The sequence below is a fragment of the Hungatella hominis genome, assembly GCF_014288005.1.
GTDB classification, from domain to species: domain Bacteria; phylum Bacillota; class Clostridia; order Lachnospirales; family Lachnospiraceae; genus Hungatella; species Hungatella effluvii.
The window spans coordinates 631,399-647,968 of the sequence record NZ_JACOPB010000001.1 but is presented as its reverse complement, the minus strand read 5'-3'; the positions used below and the strand labels follow the sequence as shown (position 1 = coordinate 647,968).

Annotated in this window: 13 protein-coding genes; 1 reads left to right on the top strand and 12 read right to left on the bottom strand. The window is 50.9% G+C overall.

Annotated elements, in window-relative coordinates; translation table 11 throughout:
• Positions 1 to 2: 2 nt before the first annotated feature.
• The gene (locus H8S75_RS03040) at positions 3 to 563 is read right to left on the bottom strand and encodes a DJ-1 family glyoxalase III (protein WP_187019212.1); all 561 of its coding nucleotides are present in this window, start codon (positions 561 to 563) and stop codon (positions 3 to 5) included.
• A gap of 22 nt (positions 564 to 585) precedes the next feature.
• Positions 586 to 1,692 carry a substrate-binding domain-containing protein gene (locus tag H8S75_RS03035; protein WP_187019210.1) on the bottom strand — a complete coding sequence of 369 codons (1,107 nt, stop codon included), beginning with the start codon at positions 1,690 to 1,692 and terminating at the stop codon, positions 586 to 588.
• Between the two features lie 533 nt (positions 1,693 to 2,225).
• Between H8S75_RS03035 and H8S75_RS03030 the strand changes: the two genes are divergently transcribed.
• Positions 2,226 to 2,690 carry a CYTH domain-containing protein gene (locus tag H8S75_RS03030; protein WP_025530743.1) on the top strand — a complete coding sequence of 155 codons (465 nt, stop codon included), beginning with the start codon at positions 2,226 to 2,228 and terminating at the stop codon, positions 2,688 to 2,690.
• A gap of 193 nt (positions 2,691 to 2,883) precedes the next feature.
• On the opposite strand, the gene H8S75_RS03025 is transcribed toward H8S75_RS03030, so the two are convergent.
• From H8S75_RS03025 to H8S75_RS02980, 10 genes are all read right to left on the bottom strand, one after another.
• Positions 2,884 to 4,539, bottom strand: a complete 1,656-nt coding sequence (locus H8S75_RS03025) for a galactose/methyl galactoside ABC transporter permease MglC (protein ID WP_187019208.1) — start codon at positions 4,537 to 4,539, stop codon at positions 2,884 to 2,886.
• An 18-nt stretch (positions 4,540 to 4,557) separates the two neighbouring features.
• The gene (locus H8S75_RS03020) at positions 4,558 to 6,066 is read right to left on the bottom strand and encodes a sugar ABC transporter ATP-binding protein (RefSeq protein ID WP_187019205.1); all 1,509 of its coding nucleotides are present in this window, start codon (positions 6,064 to 6,066) and stop codon (positions 4,558 to 4,560) included.
• A 103-nt stretch (positions 6,067 to 6,169) separates the two neighbouring features.
• Complete coding sequence (locus H8S75_RS03015; protein ID WP_432764173.1) at positions 6,170 to 7,477, bottom strand: substrate-binding domain-containing protein; 1,308 nt, start codon at positions 7,475 to 7,477, stop codon at positions 6,170 to 6,172.
• A gap of 219 nt (positions 7,478 to 7,696) precedes the next feature.
• Complete coding sequence (locus H8S75_RS03010; RefSeq protein WP_187019201.1) at positions 7,697 to 8,728, bottom strand: galactose ABC transporter substrate-binding protein; 1,032 nt, start codon at positions 8,726 to 8,728, stop codon at positions 7,697 to 7,699.
• 17 nt (positions 8,729 to 8,745) lie between these two features.
• A complete protein-coding gene (locus H8S75_RS03005; protein ID WP_187019199.1) occupies positions 8,746 to 9,756 on the bottom strand; it encodes a substrate-binding domain-containing protein in 1,011 nt (336 codons plus the stop codon).
• Entirely contained in the window at positions 9,753 to 11,546 is a 1,794-nt protein-coding gene (locus H8S75_RS03000) for a sensor histidine kinase (protein WP_187019197.1), read from the bottom strand. The genes H8S75_RS03005 and H8S75_RS03000 overlap by 4 nt, the downstream gene beginning before the upstream one ends.
• Complete coding sequence (locus tag H8S75_RS02995; protein WP_187019195.1) at positions 11,547 to 13,169, bottom strand: response regulator; 1,623 nt, start codon at positions 13,167 to 13,169, stop codon at positions 11,547 to 11,549.
• Between the two features lie 55 nt (positions 13,170 to 13,224).
• On the bottom strand, positions 13,225 to 13,860 hold the full coding sequence (locus tag H8S75_RS02990) for a precorrin-8X methylmutase (protein ID WP_187019193.1): 636 nt from the start codon (positions 13,858 to 13,860) through the stop codon (positions 13,225 to 13,227).
• A complete protein-coding gene (locus H8S75_RS02985; protein WP_187019191.1) occupies positions 13,857 to 15,416 on the bottom strand; it encodes a cobyric acid synthase in 1,560 nt (519 codons plus the stop codon). Before H8S75_RS02985 ends, H8S75_RS02990 begins: the two co-directional genes overlap by 4 nt.
• Before the next feature lie 4 nt (positions 15,417 to 15,420).
• Positions 15,421 to 16,524, bottom strand: coding sequence for a pyridoxal phosphate-dependent aminotransferase (locus tag H8S75_RS02980; protein ID WP_187019189.1), 1,104 nt, complete (start codon positions 16,522 to 16,524; stop codon positions 15,421 to 15,423).
• Between the last annotated feature and the right edge of the window lie 46 nt (positions 16,525 to 16,570).

Here is a 16,570-nt window from a genome sequence, read left to right as displayed (position 1 = left end):
CCTTACATTGGAATCTGGTCATACTGGATCGAATCTTTGATCTGACCCGCATGTTCCCTGTCCGTCAATAAAGCCAGCAGTTCAATTCCCAGATCCAGCGCATAGCCAAGGCCCCGTGCGGTTGTCACATTGCCATCCGTCACTACGCCCTGTCTCGTATATTCCGCGCCCTTCAGTTCGCCTTCAAAGCCCGGATAACACGTCGCCTTTCTCCCTTCCAGGATCCCCAGTCCGCCGAGGACACTGGGTCCGGCACAGATGGCAGCCAGTCTCTTTCCAGCCTTATCCGCCTTTAACAACTCCCCGCACAAGCCCTCATGAGCCGCCAGATTCCTCGTTCCCGGCATACCGCCCGGTAAAAACAGAACATCCGCGTCAGAAAAATCTGCCTCGGAAAATTCAAGATCCGCCTGCAGCTTTATCTGATGCGCGCTTACCACAGCTTTACTTCCTGTAATGGAAACCAGCTTCACATCCTGTCCGCCTCTGAGCAGAACATCCACGACTGCCAGCAGTTCCACCTCTTCTGATCCGTTTGCTACAAATGCATATACTTTTCCCATGATCATAATCCTCTCTGTCTGTTTATTTTTGCAGGGTACTGATGGTAGAAATCTTCACATAATCCACCAGATACCTTGTTTCTGCCTCGTCACCGTGAATCATCTTCATCAGTATGTCCGCGGCCGTATGGGACTGTCCCGTGTGATCGTTCAGCACGGTTCCCGTCACTTTGCCTTCTTTAATGTACTGAACCGTCTCCTCCAGGGCATCCACGCCTACTAAGTAGATATCCTTTCCGGTTTTCCGGCCCGCCGCGTCGATGGCTTCCCACGCGCCATTGGCCATAGCGTCATTGTTGCAGAAAATGACCTCGATCCGCCTGCCATAAAGCGCAAGCGCCTTCTCCGCCAGCTTCCGGCCCTCCTCCTTCTTCCAGTCAGCATGGCCCGAAAACAGCTTTTCCGTCTCCATGCCGCCGTCCTCCAGCGCCTTTATGGAATACTCGGTGCGGTAATTGCTGTCCTCATTGTCCTTTTCTCCCATAATCATTACGTAGGACACGACGCCATCTCCGTTAAAATCTCCGCGTTTTTCCGTCTCCAGTATGATACCGCCCTGATAGGTTCCGGCCTGCTTCGAATCCGTTCCAATGCAGGAAACCGCCATCTTCTCCGCCTTCCATCTGGCCTGCTCGTCCGCCTTCGGCTCCCGGTTGATAAATACAAGGGGAATCCCAGCCTCATGGCAGGAATCTGCAATCACGCCCGCCCGGTCCGTGTCCACCAGATTCACAATAATCCCGTCGTATCCGGCCTCGATAAACTCATTCACCTGGGAGATCTGTTCCTCCTGCTCTCCCCTGGCGTTCCGCACCACAACCTCCGCGTTATACGCTTCCTCCAGATACTGCCTCAGTTCCTCCCGGTACAGCTTCATAAAATTATCGTCGTACCGGTAGATGGCAACGCCGATCCGCAGCTTCTTCTCCGCTGCTTCCGCACTTTCACCGCTGTCATCCGCACCCTTCCAACTGCCATTGGCACTTTCTGACGTACTTTTGAACGTACTTTCTGACGCCCCCGGCGATTCCCGCGTCCCGCCTTTTCCGGACGAACACGCCGCCAGAAAGCAGACCGCCAGAGCCAGCAGCAGACAGATGGGAAAAATACGGTTTTCTCTCTTTTTCATGATGTATTCTCCTGTTTTTTGTCTGTAGATTTTATATTACCACTTTTAGGATATTTTATCTACTGTTTCAGCTTGAGTTGGGAAGAAACAATTATTGGGGAGGTACGCCCCAGGGTTTGCGGTTGGGGTGAGGGGGACGGGGGAGAACCTGCGACAGCTTCTTGTTTCCTCGGCGGCAGGAACTAAAGCCGGAAGGCAGGAAAAAAGGGCGGCCCGCGCAAATTACGGAGAACTCCTGAAGGACTTCTCCTCCATGTGCACTTGAAATCTGGCTTGGAGGCCAGATTTCACCACCCTTTTTTCCTGCCTTCCGGCTTAAGTTCCTGCGAGCCTCGGAAAAGGAAGCTGTCGCAGGTTCTCCCCCGTCCCCCTCACCCTAACCGCAAACCCTGGGGCTGTGTACTGGCTGTGCTGGGAAAACCAATATTAAAACAATATTAAATAATAAATAAAAGGCTTGACTACATTTTCTTTATGGTATATGGTATACTATTTTTGCAATGGTTACACGTATTGTTAATGGAGGGAAATCGATGGAAATAGAACGTAAATTTTTTATAAATGATCCACTGCCCGGATATAAGGAGTATCCTTATCATGCGATTGAGCAGGGTTACCTGTGTACAGAGCCGGTGGTGCGGGTGAGACGGGAGGATGATACGTATTATCTTACGTATAAGTCAAGAGGGAAGCTGGCCAGGGAGGAGTATAATCTGCCTCTTACAAAGGAGGCTTATGAGCATTTGATCGGGAAGGCGGATGGGAATATTCTTACGAAAAAAAGGTACTTGATTCCTGTCGAGGGATCGCATTTGACTATCGAATTCGATGTGTTTGAAGGGAAGTTTCAGGGGCTTATGCTGGCGGAAGTGGAGTTTGAGACGGAGGAGGAGGCGAATGCGTTTGTTCCTCCGGAATGGTTTGGAAGGGATGTGACGTACTCCGGGGAGTATCAGAACAGCCGGTTGTCGGGGCTGGCAGGTATGGAGCTGCTTTGAGCATGGGGACCATGCTTTGGGGAGAAATTTTATTCTTCCCCTTACATTAAAGAGTCCGGCAAGCTGGACTCCTGCGCCGGAGCGCGGTCGCTTCAGCGGCCATCTTTCCTATAGAAATAAAAAAGGCATGAAAGAATTTGCGGTGCGCTGGCGTATAAGCAAATTCTTTCATGCTGTTGGGTGAATTATTGTTTTATTTCTTCTGAACGTATTTCAGACAGTCAAGTGTTACTGCCGTGATAATGATGATACCTTCAAATACAAACTGAAGGTTTGTGTCGATACCGAGGATTGTAAGGGAGTAGATCAGTACGGTGAAAATAAGTACGCCGACTACTACGCCTGAAATTTTACCGATACCACCGGTAAAGGATACGCCGCCCACTACACAGGCCGCGATCGCGTCCATCTCCCAGCCCTGGCCATAAGCCGCGGAACCGGAGCCTACCATTCTTGCACATTCCAGCCATGCGCCAAAGCCGTAAAGAATACCAGCCAGGATAAATGCGCCCATAGTTACCCAGAATACGGAAATACCTGAAACAGCCGCTGCCTCCGGATTTCCGCCGACTGCGTATAAATTCTTGCCGAATGTTGTCTTGTTCCAGATAAACCATACGATTGCAATGGCTGCTACCGCCCAAAGGATGATAGTCGGGAAGCCATTCAGTCTCGGGATGATCATCTTCGGAATCGACGGTTCAATTGCACCGAAGGATACACCTTTTGTCGCATACGTAACGAGGCCGAAGATTACCAGCATGTTTGCCATGGTTGAAATAAAAGGATGCATCTTGAATCTGGCTGTAAAGAAGCCTCCGATTGCGGTAAAACATGTACACAGAACGATACACATAAACAGAGCGAAAACAACTCTTACACCGATAGGAAGGCCCGTAAAATCAAATACATGGCCGAAAACCATACCCGTATTAATACCCTGGTGCATAATGATGGTTGCAGTCGTCATACCCATACCAACCATACGGCCAATGGAAAGGTCCGTACCGGTAAGGAGAATGAGTCCCGCTACACCGAGTGCAAGGAACATACGCGGGGAAGCCTGCTGAAGAATATTTAAAATATTATTATAGGTAAGCAGGGGCACGCCCTTTATGATCGGCGTGGCGATACAAAGCCCGATAAAAATCAGGATAATCGCGATATACAAACCATTCTGCAGTAAAAATTCCCTGCGGTTGAACGTATATTTATAGTTCTCCCATTTCTGGGCCCTGGACTCCGTGAAGGTGAATTTGGAGATGCGCAGTAAGTCGATCAGATGATACTGCCAGACAAACGCCGCGTGTCTTCTGTCCTTGATCTGCTGAAGTTCCTTTTCCAAATCCATTTTCGCATCAAACATCCGGTTCTTATGAACATACTTTTCATCCTTCACTTCCTGATGGTCAGAAAGCTTTGACATGGTGCTCTGGTGTTCTTTCTCCAGCTCCGCAATCTTTTTGTTGTACTTTTCTTTTGCGAGCACCTTTTCCTGCTCACAGCTCTCCTTCAGCGGCTGATAATAATCCTTATCAAAGTGTGCCTTCAGATACGCTGTTGCGTCGGAAATTAATTTTGAAATCTCATCTTTATTTTTTGCTTCAACTGCTTTTGCTTTATCCAGCTCAGCCTTATACGCTGTAATCCTGGATTCTTTTTCACCCTTCGTGATGCTGCGGTCTCTCTTTATTGCGTCAATCGAATTCTGAAGAGCGACTGCTCTGTTTGTGCCGTCCGCTCTGAGGCTGTCGATCTTACTCTGTATCTTACCAACATAATCCTCAATTGGCTGGCGCAGCTTAAGTTCCTGTTCAGCTGTAAGAGTCTTACCATTTCCATTCGCCATATCCATCAATCTCCCCCATTATAGGTATTTTGCACTGAGTCTTAAAAGCTCTTCCTGGTTTGTTTCTTTTGTATTCACAATTCCAGACAGCCGTCCATTGGACATAACACCAATACGGTTCGTAATTCCCAGAATCTCCGGCATCTCAGAGGATACAACGATGATCGTCTTTCCCTGCTTCGCCATATTGATGATCAACTCATATATTTCGTATTTCGCGCCGACATCGATACCTCTTGTAGGTTCATCCATCATGAAAACCTGAGGCTCGCGTTCCAGCCATTTTCCAAAAATAACCTTCTGCTGGTTACCGCCGGAAAGGCTCGATATCATATCATCCGGCCCCATACACTTGGTATGCATAATTTTAATTTCTTTCGAAGTCGCCTTTACCATCTTAACATCAGAGAGCGCGATCCCGGTTTTATACTGCTCCAGGTTTGCAATAGTGGTGTTAAACGTAAGATCGCCCTTCAGGAAAAGCCCATTGGCCTTCCGTTCCTCGGTGATCATGGCAAATCCATGCTCCATGGCTTCCTTCGCACTTCCGAAATTCATAAGGCGTTTGTTAAAATACACACGCCCGGCCGCTCTGGTACGGACACCAAAGATTGTTTCCAGAAGCTCCGTACGTCCAGCGCCCACCAGACCATACAGCCCGAAGATCTCCCCTTCTCTTACATCGAAGGAAACATCCTGCAAATGGGGTTCAAACTTCGTAGATAAATGCTGGATGGACAAAATCACATCCTTGGGGGTATTGTCAACCGGCGGGAACCGGTTGTCAAGTGAACGGCCTACCATGGCCGCGATCAGCTCATTCATGTTCGCATCCCTGGTACTCTTTGTCATAACCAGGTTGCCGTCACGAAGCACTGATATCTCATCACAAATTTCAAAAATCTCATCCATCTTATGAGAGATGTAGATCAGGGCAATTCCCTGCTCTTTTAACATTCTCATCATCTCGAAAAGCTTATCCACTTCCTGTACCGTTAAGGAGGAAGTAGGCTCATCGAGAACAATTACCTGAGAATTATAGGAGATTGCCTTGGCAATCTCACACATCTGCCTCTGTGATACAGACATGTTCCGCATGGGCTGAGTAAGGTCAACGGTCATGCCCAGCTTTCTGAAAAGCTCGGAAGCTTCCTTTTTCATTCTGCCTTCATCAACAATCCCCATGGAATTGACCGGATAACGACCGAGGAACAGATTGTCAATAACATTTCTTTCCAGACACTGATTCAGTTCCTGGTGAACCATTGCAATTCCGTTTTCAAGGGCATCCTTCGGTCCGGAAAAGCTTACTTCCTTTCCTTTCAGGAAGATATTTCCCTCGTCCTTCTGGTAGGTACCGAACAGGCACTTCATCATGGTGGACTTACCGGCGCCGTTCTCACCCATAAGCCCCATAACGGTTCCGCGCTTCACATCCAGATTGATATGGTCCAGAACCCTGTTTCGGCCAAAGGACTTGCTCATACCGCGTATTGATAAGACGATATCATCTTTCTTATCTGCCATTGTTTTTACTCCTCTGCTTATAAAAACGCCTGATTATTAAAAGAGGTTATCAGGGAGAATTTCTTCTCCCTGATAGCCTGCCCATCTTTAATATTAGTGAATCTTACTGATCAAGTAAAGATGTGTAAGAAGCTGCGTTATCTGTCTTAACCATGTTGATTGCAAATGCATCGTACTGGCTCGGATTTCCAAGACGGTTTGTGATATTGGACTCTGTCTGGCCATCGCCGCCGATGTACTCAACCTTTAAGTTAAGCAGCTTGTCGTACTTCTGAAGAAGTGGCTGATAGGTGGAACCCAGGAAGTTATCAGCAGAATTGTAGATATTCAGCCATACCTTCTTTTCCGGATGTGCAGCTGCGTCAAGCTGGTTTGCCACAGGTGCATAAACCATTGTGGAATCCATGAAATCCTTATAATTGTCAGCTGTAACTGCAACGTTCAGCGCGTAGTAAGAACGCTCATCTGCTTTGTATACATATACGTCGCTGCTCAGAACGTTTCCTGCGTCGTCAGCTGTGCCGATACCGGTGTCGATATCAACGCCGTCGAGAGCGTTACGAAGAACACGAAGTGTTAAATATGCCTGAACATCTGCATGCTGGCTGATCGTTCCGCCGTAGCCTTCTGCGATCGCTGCAACTGCATCACTGTTTGCATCGTATCCAAATGTAGGAACTTTGTTGTCTTTGGACCATGCATTAAACATGGACATACCCATACCGTCGTTGTTGGAAGCAACGATATCGATCTGATCGCCGAAAGAGGAAGACCATGTTCCAATTCCGTTACCTGCTGTCGCTGCATCCCATGTAGCACCAGCGGAGTTCTTCATTTCCTGAGAAGCAAGCTCACGAACTACGTATTCTTTTCCGTTCACTTCAATCTTACCATCCTGTACGATGGTGGAGGAGCCGTCTGTGTTCGTTCCGATCGGGTCGCTGTTGATGTTGCCGTCTTTTTCTACTGCTGTTCCAAGAGCCTTACGAACGCCTCTTGTACGGGCGATGGAATCGTTATGTCCGATATCGCCGATAGCCAGAACATAGCCGATGACTCCGTCACCGTTGCGGTCGATGGTGTCAATATTCTTTTCGATGTACTCTTTCACCATGGTACCCTGAAGCTCAGCACCCTGATTGGCATCGAATCCTACATAGTATGTATCCGCATTGTAATTCAGCGCCGTCATATCAAGCTGGCCTGTGGCACTGCTGGATGGCTGACGGTTAAACCATACTAAGGGCTTATCCTTGTTCTCCACTTTTGCATCTGCGGCTTTTGTCTCTGCCGGAGCTGCTGTGGTCTCTCCTGCTGCTGCGGTTGTCGTCTCTGCCGGAGCTGCTGTGGTTGGTGTTTCTGCTGTCTTGGAGCCACATCCTGCCATGGAAAATACCATAGTGGACGCCATACCTACTGCTACTACTTTTTTGAGTAATCTCATGATAAATCCTCCCTAGATATAGTATAGTATTTGCCGATTCGTCATTTTTCCTCATCGACACCCATATTATATCTTTATTTTAGGCATATTTCCATATGATTTTTTTCGTTTTTATATAAAATTTCTTAGACATTCTGTTTTTCACCTGTTTTTCCATGGTTTGAATCGCAACATGCACAAGACTTTTCAGTTTTTATCGACTGTTAGTGCAGTCTGCCTGCAATTATAGTATTTTCCCCCTTCCAAACTCACGATTTCCTGTACATTCTGTCCAAGTCCAGCCGCAGCGGCGATCTGGAACACCGCATTAGCATACTCATCGCTGTCGCACTGCACGGTTCCAAAGAGCTTGCCGGAGTTCAGCCCCTCGATTCCCTGGGGCGTTCCGTCGATTCCCACGATCTTGATGGGCCTTGTGATTTTCTTCCGCTCCAGCGCGTCAGCCGCGCCCAGCGCCATATCGTCATTGTTGCTGATCACGAGTTCGATTTCATCCGGATACTCATCGAGCCATTTCTCCATCCACGCAGAGCCCTGGCTCTTCTCCCAGTTTCCAATGCCTCCGGTGATCTTTTCCAGAGGTACGCCTCCGTCTTTTAAGGTCTGAATCGACCATTCCGTCCTGATCAGGGAATCCTGATGGCTCGTCTCGCCCTCAAGGAGCACATAGCTTACCTTGCCGTCGCCGTTTAAATCCAGGGAAGCGGGATCCTTCTTGTAAGCGTCTACCAGGATGTTCCCCTGCAGGACCGCGGATTCCTTAGCGCTTTCCCCCACATAGTAAAGCTTTTCCCATCGGTTCATATCCTCTTCCACCGGCTCCCTGTTGAAGAATATCACGGGAATATCACCCTCCATCGCCCTGCTGATGATATAGGAGGCTGCGGACCGGTCGACCATATTGACACAGATCACGTCCACACCCAGGGAAATAAACCGGTCCACCTGGCTGTTCTGCGTGTTCTGATTCCCCTTTCCATCCACAACGTCGAGAATCACTTTGACGCCAGTCTCCTTCTCATAGGCTTTCGCCTTCTCCTCCATCTTTCCGCAGAGATTATTGATAAAGGAATCGTCTCCCCGGTACAGAGTCACCCCGACCCGCAGCGTCTTTTTCTCCTCCTTCTCCTCATGGCTCCGGTTCTGGAAAAACAGACAGCCGAACACAAGAATAACAGCTATGAGCAGTACTGCAATTAATGAATATTTCTTTTTCATTGGCCCTCCTCTGTTTCTTACTCGATTGGATAAAGAATCTTCTCGAAACGCGTCTCTTTCAAATCATCTTTTTCGATGTAATACGATTCCAGCACGATCTGATCCCGGTCGCCGCGCTTTTCGATGGCCTCCACTGCCTTTACAATGCTTAAGTATCCGGCATCGAACTGGTTTGTCGTCACAAGGCCCTTTATCACGCCGCGGTCCATCTGGTTTAATATCTTCGTCGTGCTGCCGAAGCCGTAGAGGTTCGGAGTGTCTTTTCCATAAACCGGGCTTCCCGCGATAACGTCCGCCACCTGATCCAGGCTCTGCACATCCAGGGCAACTAGAATCTCCTCTCCGCTGCTGAAAACCGCAGTTTCTTCAATCGTCCGGCGGAAGTCATCCTCACATTCCGCCGCGCTGGTGCCGGAAGCGCCGCCTCTGTACTTTTCGTAGAGCTGCACATGGAAGCCCGCCTGGGAGAGCGCCGCCAGAAGACTGCTGTACACTTCTTTGTTATACCCGTACTCCAGCCCCTCGGAGAATACGAGAACCGGCTTGTCATGGATATTTTCCCTTGCTATGGCTTCCCCCAGCATCTTCCCTGTCTCCTGGTAGTCCTGTGAGATTCCGCTCATGGCCCAGTCGCCCGGGAAGATGGTTCCCATGACGATCAGCGGGCTGCCAAGGACCATCCCATCCAGCATCGCACTGCACTCCTGCTGCTTTAAGGGGACCAGCACCACTGCCTTCGCCCCGTCGTCAATCTCGCGCTTTAACAGATCCATCTGCTCCGTGACATCTCCCTTTTCGTACAGGGTGATGAAGTTGACATCCACGTTGTACTCATCCGCAGCCTTATCCACGCCCTTGCGGAAATTTGTGTAGTAATCATCCGTGGTATCTCCGATCACGATGGAAATCGGATAAATCTCTGTCTTCTTTTCTTTGATAATCAAATCCGTGGAGGACAGCAGAAACAGGAGGACTAAAACTCCCGCAAGCAGACTCCATATCATCTTTTCCCGCCTTGTCATCTTCATCTTTCTCCGCCCTCCGCCAGAATCCGGCTGTAGGGAACGGCAGGAAGGTGGATGGTAATCTCCGTCCCCTCGTCCGGTTCTGAATCGATCCTAAGCCCGTACTCCTCGCCAAAATAGAGTTTGATCCGCTCATTCACATTCTTTACACCGATTCCGGAGCCCTTTTTGGAGGTCACTAAAATCGAGTCGGAAAACAGGCTTTCCACCTGTTCCCGGGTCATGCCCAGCCCGTTGTCGCGGACCGTGAAGTATAAGTCCTCCCCTTCCTTCCACACCTTGAGCGTGATCTCGCCGTCGCCGTCCATGAACTCCATCCCGTGGTAGATCGCGTTCTCCACCAGCGGCTGGAGCATCAGCTTTAAACTGGCCAGCTCCAGGCAGTCGTCCGCGGCGTCGATGTAGTAGGAAAATTTGTTCTTAAAACGCATGTGCTGAATCATCAGATAGTTGCGCACGTGCTCCAGCTCGTCATGCACGGTGATGATGCTCTTGCCCTTGCTCAGGCTGATACGGAAGAACCGCGCAAGCGCCGTCACTACCTTGACTGCCTCCGCCTTCTGCTCATTTTCAATCATCCAGACGATGATATCCAGGGTGTTATAGAGAAAATGCGGGTTGATCTGAGACTGCAGCGTATCAAATTCCTGCTTTCTCTTGGCCTCATGCTCTGTCACAATATCGTTCATCAGCACCCGGATCTGTCTGGCCATGTTATTGATGGAGGTTCCCAGATGCTGAATCTCATACGAACCGCCGATATAGACCGGCGTCTCCAAATTTCCCTCCTCCAGAATTCCCACGGATTTCTCCAGTTCCTTGATGGGATTCGTGATTCTGGACGAAATATAGGAGTTAATAATTGTTAAAATAAAGAGAATCAGGGTGATCAGGAAAATGATAAACAGCCTCGTCTTTATGGAGTTTAGGGATACCACGTTCTTTGGCGTCACCCCTACGACCTTCCAGCCCGTGTAGCCCACGGACTTCACGGTGATAATCCGCTCACGCCCCTCGAACTTTTCCAAATGGTTTCCGTCCTTGTATCCGGCCGCTGTTAAATTATTCTCGGAGACCCGTCCGGAATCAATCAGCTGGATCTTAGGATGGTAGAGGATTTCCCCGTCGCTGCTGATTAAGTAGACGTAGCCTCCGGTGCCTGTGGTCACGCCCTCAAACAGATGCGCCAGGCTGGAGTAGCTTAAATCCACCAAAAGCACGCCCTGGGCCGTCGATGTCCCTTCCGTCAGCTCCACCGCCCGGGACAGAGAGATCACCCACCGGTACTGGCTTTCATTGCCGTCGAAAATATACTGGACGTGAGGATTGGAGAAGTGCTGGTTCTCCGTCTTCTCCATTGCGCTTAAAAACCAGCCGTCCCCGGTTACGTCCAGATTCGTCTTGATTCTGGCCGCCGGCACCGCCTCCTTTAAAGTCCCATCCTGGGAGAACAGGGCAATGTTGTCCACATTGTCCTTGTTGTTGTCGTACAGCAGGGTGATCTCGCTGTTGATGGACTCCGAGGACAGGTCCGCGTTCTTTATCGCACCGTAATACAGGGAATCCGACAGCTTCATGACCGTGCGCAGATAGCTCTCCACAGACCGCGCCACCTGGCCGATCAGGCTCTGATTTTCCTCCATGACCGTCTCGGACACCTGGCTCGACAGACGCTGGTAGATGGAAAACGTAATGAGCAGACTGGCCGCTAAGGCAGTCACGGTAAAATACGTAAAGATCGTATACCGTATGCTGTTGTTATGAATCCTCTTGCCGTTTTTCTTTTTATTCATTTATCTGGCTCCACGGAATTTCGTCGGTGACACTCCAAATTTTTTCTTGAATACGTAGCTGAAATAGTTCTGCTCCTGGTAACCCACCTTGGAGGCGATGACGTACGTCTTGTCGTCCGTCTTGTTTAACAGTTCCACGGCCTTATTTAAGCGGATTTCCGTGAGATAGGCGATGTAGGCCTGCCCTGTCTCCTTCTTGAACATGGTCGAGAAATAAGCCGGGCTCATGTGCAGGTGGCGGCAGATCATCTCCACGGACAGATCGGGGTTCTGATAGTTGTCCATAATATACTGCTTCGCCTGCTGGATCACCTGGCGCGTCGTTATGTCACGCTCCTGATTGATGGCCTGGTTCATCTTGTGCGCCGTCTTAAACAGCCACTCGCCGAACTCCTCCCGTTTCTGAAGCTTGTCGATGACACTTAAGTATTCCAGCTCGCCGCCCAGAATCTCCTCCAGGTTTAAATCATACTGCTGGATCATCTGAATGATGGTGTTCAGGACGCCGAAAACATACACCTGCTGCTGGCGGTAATGCACCTTTGCTGATTCCAGCTTGCCGGAAATCCTGGCCGTTACGGCCTCGATCTTCTCATCCGGTCCAAACTTGACGGCGGAAATAAAATCAGACTCGTCTGCATTGTCAAATTCCAGCTTGCCGCTGCCTACCGGCTCCATATCGTTGATGTAGATCGTGATTCCGCTGCCCACCACCGCCTTATATCCCAGGGCTTCTACTGCCGACTGGTAGGAGCCTGCGATCTTCGACAGGCCGGTCACGCTGTGGCCGATGCCGATGGTGACCGGAACCTCCAGAATACGTTTGGCCTCCTTACAGATATCTCCCAGGACATCGATGAGCCCCGTCGTCGTATTGTCGTCGTCGAGCGCCGCGATCACCACCATTTCGGCTTCAGCCGTGGACTGGAATAAGGAGAACCGGCAGTAGCTTTTCAGTTTTTCCCGCACGATCTGCATGACGGAAATCGGGATCAGCTCTTCCTCCTCGTGGAGTGACAGTGTCTTCTTGCTTCTGTCATCACTCTTTTCCACATTGATAGCCGCGATCACCCATTTCCTGGCTCCCATAATCGGGATATCGTATTCCTTAAGCTTCGACTCGATCAAATCATCCGACAGCCTCCGGTGCACCATGTCGTTGAAAAACTGCTCGCGGATAATTGGCAGGCTCTTTCTGTAATTTTCACGAAGGCGGCTCACGTTGCGCTTCTCTTCGATCTCTTCGTCTAAATTGGACTTGATCCGTTTCAGGATGGAGGTTAGTTCCTCCACGTTGACCGGTTTTAGAATGTACTCCGTCACGTTCAGCTTAATCGCCTTCTGGGCGTACTCGAAATCGTCGTAGCCCGAAAAAATAACCACCTTCATGGAAGGATACCTCTGCCGGATTTTCTCCGCCAGAGTAAGACCATCCATATAGGGCATACGGATATCGGTCAGCACCACATCCGGCTCTAAGACCTCGATCTTTTCCAGCGCGTCTTCTCCGTTCTCAGCATCCCCCACCACCTTGAATCCGGCTGATTCCCAGTCGATCTGTTTGATAATGCTCTTGCGGACCTCTTCCTCGTCGTCCACCAAAATAATACTGTATAAATTCATGATCTATACCCCTTCTCTCCTGTAAATAATAAGATTTTGTCTCTATTCAGTCCCGTTATATGCACTGATACAGCAGCGCGTTGCAGATGGCAGCCGCCACATTGCTTCCGCCCTTCCGTCCTCTCGCCACAATAAACGGAGTGTCGGGCAGCGAAAGGATCATCTCCTTGGACTGGACCACGTTGACAAAACCAACAGGCACACCGATCACCAATTTCGGTTTCAGCCTGCCCTCTTTAATCAGCTCGTACAGCCGGACCAGTGCCGTGGGGGCATTGCCGACTGCAAAGATACAGTCTCCGCCCAAATCGGCCGCCTTCTCCATACTGGCGCAGGCTCTGGTGGTTCCGAGCCGCTTCGCCGCCTCCGCCACGTCTTCGTCGGCCATGAAACAGTCCACCGTACAGCCGCATTTCCGGAGGGCCGCCCGGTTGACGCCCGATTTCCCCATATTGGTGTCTGTGATGAAGCGGACGCCTTCTTTAATCGCCGCCTTCGCCAGCTCCACTGCGTGTTCGGAAAAGATTAAGCTGTCCGCATAGTCGAAGTCGGCGGTCGTGTGAATTACGCGTTTGATGACCAGTTCATTTTCCGGGTCCAGGACCCGGTCCCCCAGCTCCTCTGTGATAATCTCAAAGCTTCTTTTCTCTATGTCACCGGGAAGCACCCGTTCCAGTTCCGTCTTTATCATTCTGAATCTTCCTTTCTGCTGTCCGTCATGCGATTGCCGTCGATTCCCATCATTTCGTAAACTGCCGCCATGTCAAAGCTCTCTCTGATGACTGCCGCGAGACGGTCGTACTGCTGCTCCCGGTAGGCGGCATAATGAAACTCTTCGTTTCGCACTGCGGTCAGCCCCTTTTTCTCAAGGAGAGCGCTCACAACCGTCTCTGCGATTCCCTCCCGGTCAAAAAATCCATGGATGTACGTGCCGTAGACATGATTTCTCTGGCAGCCATCCATCTTGGCCAGATGAGAGCCGTTCTGTTCCATTACATAGGACAGGGGCGGCACCGCGCGGACCGTCTCACCCATGTGGATTTCGTATCCCTCGATCTCCATGCCCGAAAGCTCCTCCAGGATTCCGCCCACGGAGGCACAGGAACCGGTCACCCGGGTTCTCGTCTTCTCTTTCCCGAATACGGTCCTTACCGGAAGAAGCTTAAGCCCCTCCACCGGCCGCCCTCTGTAGGTTTCCGTCTCCACGCCGAACGGGTCCTCCAGGCTTTCTCCCAGCATCTGAAAGCCGCCGCAGATTCCGAACACAGGAACGCCGGCGGATGCCAGCTTCAGCACTGCCGCCTCCAGGCCGTTCTCCCGCATCCAGAGTAAATCTTCTATCGTGTTCTTCGTCCCGGGAAGCAGGATCAGGTCCGGTTTTCCCAGATCCGACAAACGGTTCACATACGTAAGGCCGACTTCCGGCATACAGGAAAAGACCTGGAAATCCGTAAAATTGGAAATTCTGGGCAGCCGTATGACGGCAATGTCCACCAGCGTCTTTTTCCCTTTTTCTGTTCCGCTTAAATGGTGTCCCAGGCTGTCCTCATCCTCGATGTCCACATCAGCATAAGGAACCACTCCCGTAACCGGTATGCCGCACAGGTCCTCGATCATGTAAAGCCCCGGTTCCAGAATGGTCTTGTCTCCCCTGAATTTATTGACGACGAGCCCCTTCACCCGCGCCCGCTCTTCTTCCGAAAGCAGGGCCACAGTCCCGTAAAGTTGGGCAAACACACCGCCGCGGTCGATATCTCCCACCAAAAGGACCGGCGCATCCGCCATCCTCGCCATGCCCATGTTCACAATATCATCCTTCTTCAGATTGATCTCCGCCGGGCTCCCGGCGCCCTCGATCACGATGATATCGTACTCCTCCTCCAGTCTCCGGTATGCCTTTTCCACCTCGGGAATCAGCGTCATTTTATATGCAAAATACTCTTTCGCCGGCATCGTTCCAATCGGTACTCCGTGGACAATGACCTGGGAACCGGAGTCGGAAGTCGGCTTCAGCAGAATCGGATTCATGTCCGCCTGCGGTTTAATACCGGCGGCTTCCGCCTGCACCACCTGGGCGCGTCCCATCTCCAGCCCGTCCTCCGTTATATACGAGTTTAACGCCATATTCTGCGATTTGAAAGGGGCGACACGGTAGCCGTCCTGCTTAAAGACCCTGCATAATCCTGCCGCGATCAGACTCTTGCCCGCGTTAGACATCGTTCCCTGTATCATAATTGATTTTGCCATTGATCTAATCCCTCTCTTCCATCGCCTTTTTCAGCACCCGGATAAATGTCTCGTTATTGGCCCTGTCCTTTACGCAGATCCGGTAAAAACGTCCGTCAAGCCCCCGGTAGTTGGCGCAGGAGCGGATTAAGACACCGTTTTTCAAGCAGGCGTCATAGAGGCTGCGGGATTCCGGCGTCCGGGCCCTGGCCTGCGCCGGATCCCTGAAAAACAGATAGTTGGCCCTGGAATCGTAGACGAAAAGCCCCAGGCCCTCCATCTGCGCCTTCAGCCAGCTCCTCTCACGTTTCACCAGCTCCCTCGCCCGGTTCACATACTCCGTCTCCCCAAGCGCGGCCTCGCCCGCCGACTGAGCCGGACCGGAGACACTCCACGGCTGACGACAGCCGTCCATTGCTTCCAGAAGTTCCCGGTCCAGAGAAATACCGTAGCCCAGCCGCAGCCCGGCCATGGCGTAAATCTTCGTAAATGCCTTCAGAATAAACAGCCGGCGGAAACGTCCCGACCGCAGTTCCTTCATCACGGAAAAGCGCTCCGGCTCATCCAGGAACTCCATAAAACACTCATCCACCACACAGACAATGCCCCGCTCTTCGCAGTACTCCAGAAGAGGGATCAGCGCTTCCCGTTCCACCGCAAATCCGGTGGGATTATTGGGATTGCAGAGGAACAGGATATCCGGCCGCTGTCCGGCCGCCTCTGCCTCCTTTAAACGCGCGAGGAGCTCCGGTACCGAAAGGGCAAAGTCTTCCTCTTCCTTTAAGTCGAACCAGGTCGTCCCGCATCCTGCGGCCTTTAACGCCTGCTCATATTCCAGAAAGGAGGGGGCGATTAACAGCGCCCGCTTCGGACGCTTCGCCTGTACAATCAGAAAGATAAGCTCCGCCGCGCCGTTTCCGCAGAGAACAGCCTCTTTTCCGATCCGGTGGTAATCCGCCAGCTTCGTTCGAAGGGCCTGGCACCGGCTGTCCGGATACACGCTGCAGCAGTCTGCCGCCCCTATGTAAGCATTTTTCACACCCTCGGGAAGCCCGAGCGGGTTTAGGTTGGCGGAGTAATCCAGCTCCACCTGATTCGTATATATGTCTCCTCCATGCTGGTATTCCATGATGTATATCTCCATTCTGTCATTTTACAGTCTGTTGTACAGTGCC

Bases quoted from the DNA above. Each gene is read 5' to 3' on its own strand.
- H8S75_RS02990 (WP_187019193.1), bottom strand. From the start codon at position 13,860: ATGATAAAGACGGAACTGGAACGGGTGCTTCCCGGTGACATAGAGAAA.
- H8S75_RS03010 (WP_187019201.1), bottom strand. From the start codon at position 8,728: ATGAAAAAGAAATATTCATTAATTGCAGTACTGCTCATAGCTGTTATT.
- H8S75_RS02995 (WP_187019195.1), bottom strand. From the start codon at position 13,169: ATGAATTTATACAGTATTATTTTGGTGGACGACGAGGAAGAGGTCCGC.
- H8S75_RS02980 (WP_187019189.1), bottom strand. From the start codon at position 16,524: ATGGAATACCAGCATGGAGGAGACATATATACGAATCAGGTGGAGCTG.
- H8S75_RS03030 (WP_025530743.1), top strand. From the start codon at position 2,226: ATGGAAATAGAACGTAAATTTTTTATAAATGATCCACTGCCCGGATAT.
- H8S75_RS03025 (WP_187019208.1), bottom strand. From the start codon at position 4,539: ATGGCGAATGGAAATGGTAAGACTCTTACAGCTGAACAGGAACTTAAG.
- H8S75_RS03020 (WP_187019205.1), bottom strand. From the start codon at position 6,066: ATGGCAGATAAGAAAGATGATATCGTCTTATCAATACGCGGTATGAGC.
- H8S75_RS02985 (WP_187019191.1), bottom strand. From the start codon at position 15,416: ATGGCAAAATCAATTATGATACAGGGAACGATGTCTAACGCGGGCAAG.
- H8S75_RS03040 (WP_187019212.1), bottom strand. From the start codon at position 563: ATGGGAAAAGTATATGCATTTGTAGCAAACGGATCAGAAGAGGTGGAA.
- H8S75_RS03000 (WP_187019197.1), bottom strand. From the start codon at position 11,546: ATGAATAAAAAGAAAAACGGCAAGAGGATTCATAACAACAGCATACGG.
- H8S75_RS03015 (WP_432764173.1), bottom strand. From the start codon at position 7,477: ATGGCGTCCACTATGGTATTTTCCATGGCAGGATGTGGCTCCAAGACA.
- H8S75_RS03005 (WP_187019199.1), bottom strand. From the start codon at position 9,756: ATGAAGATGACAAGGCGGGAAAAGATGATATGGAGTCTGCTTGCGGGA.
- H8S75_RS03035 (WP_187019210.1), bottom strand. From the start codon at position 1,692: ATGAAAAAGAGAGAAAACCGTATTTTTCCCATCTGTCTGCTGCTGGCT.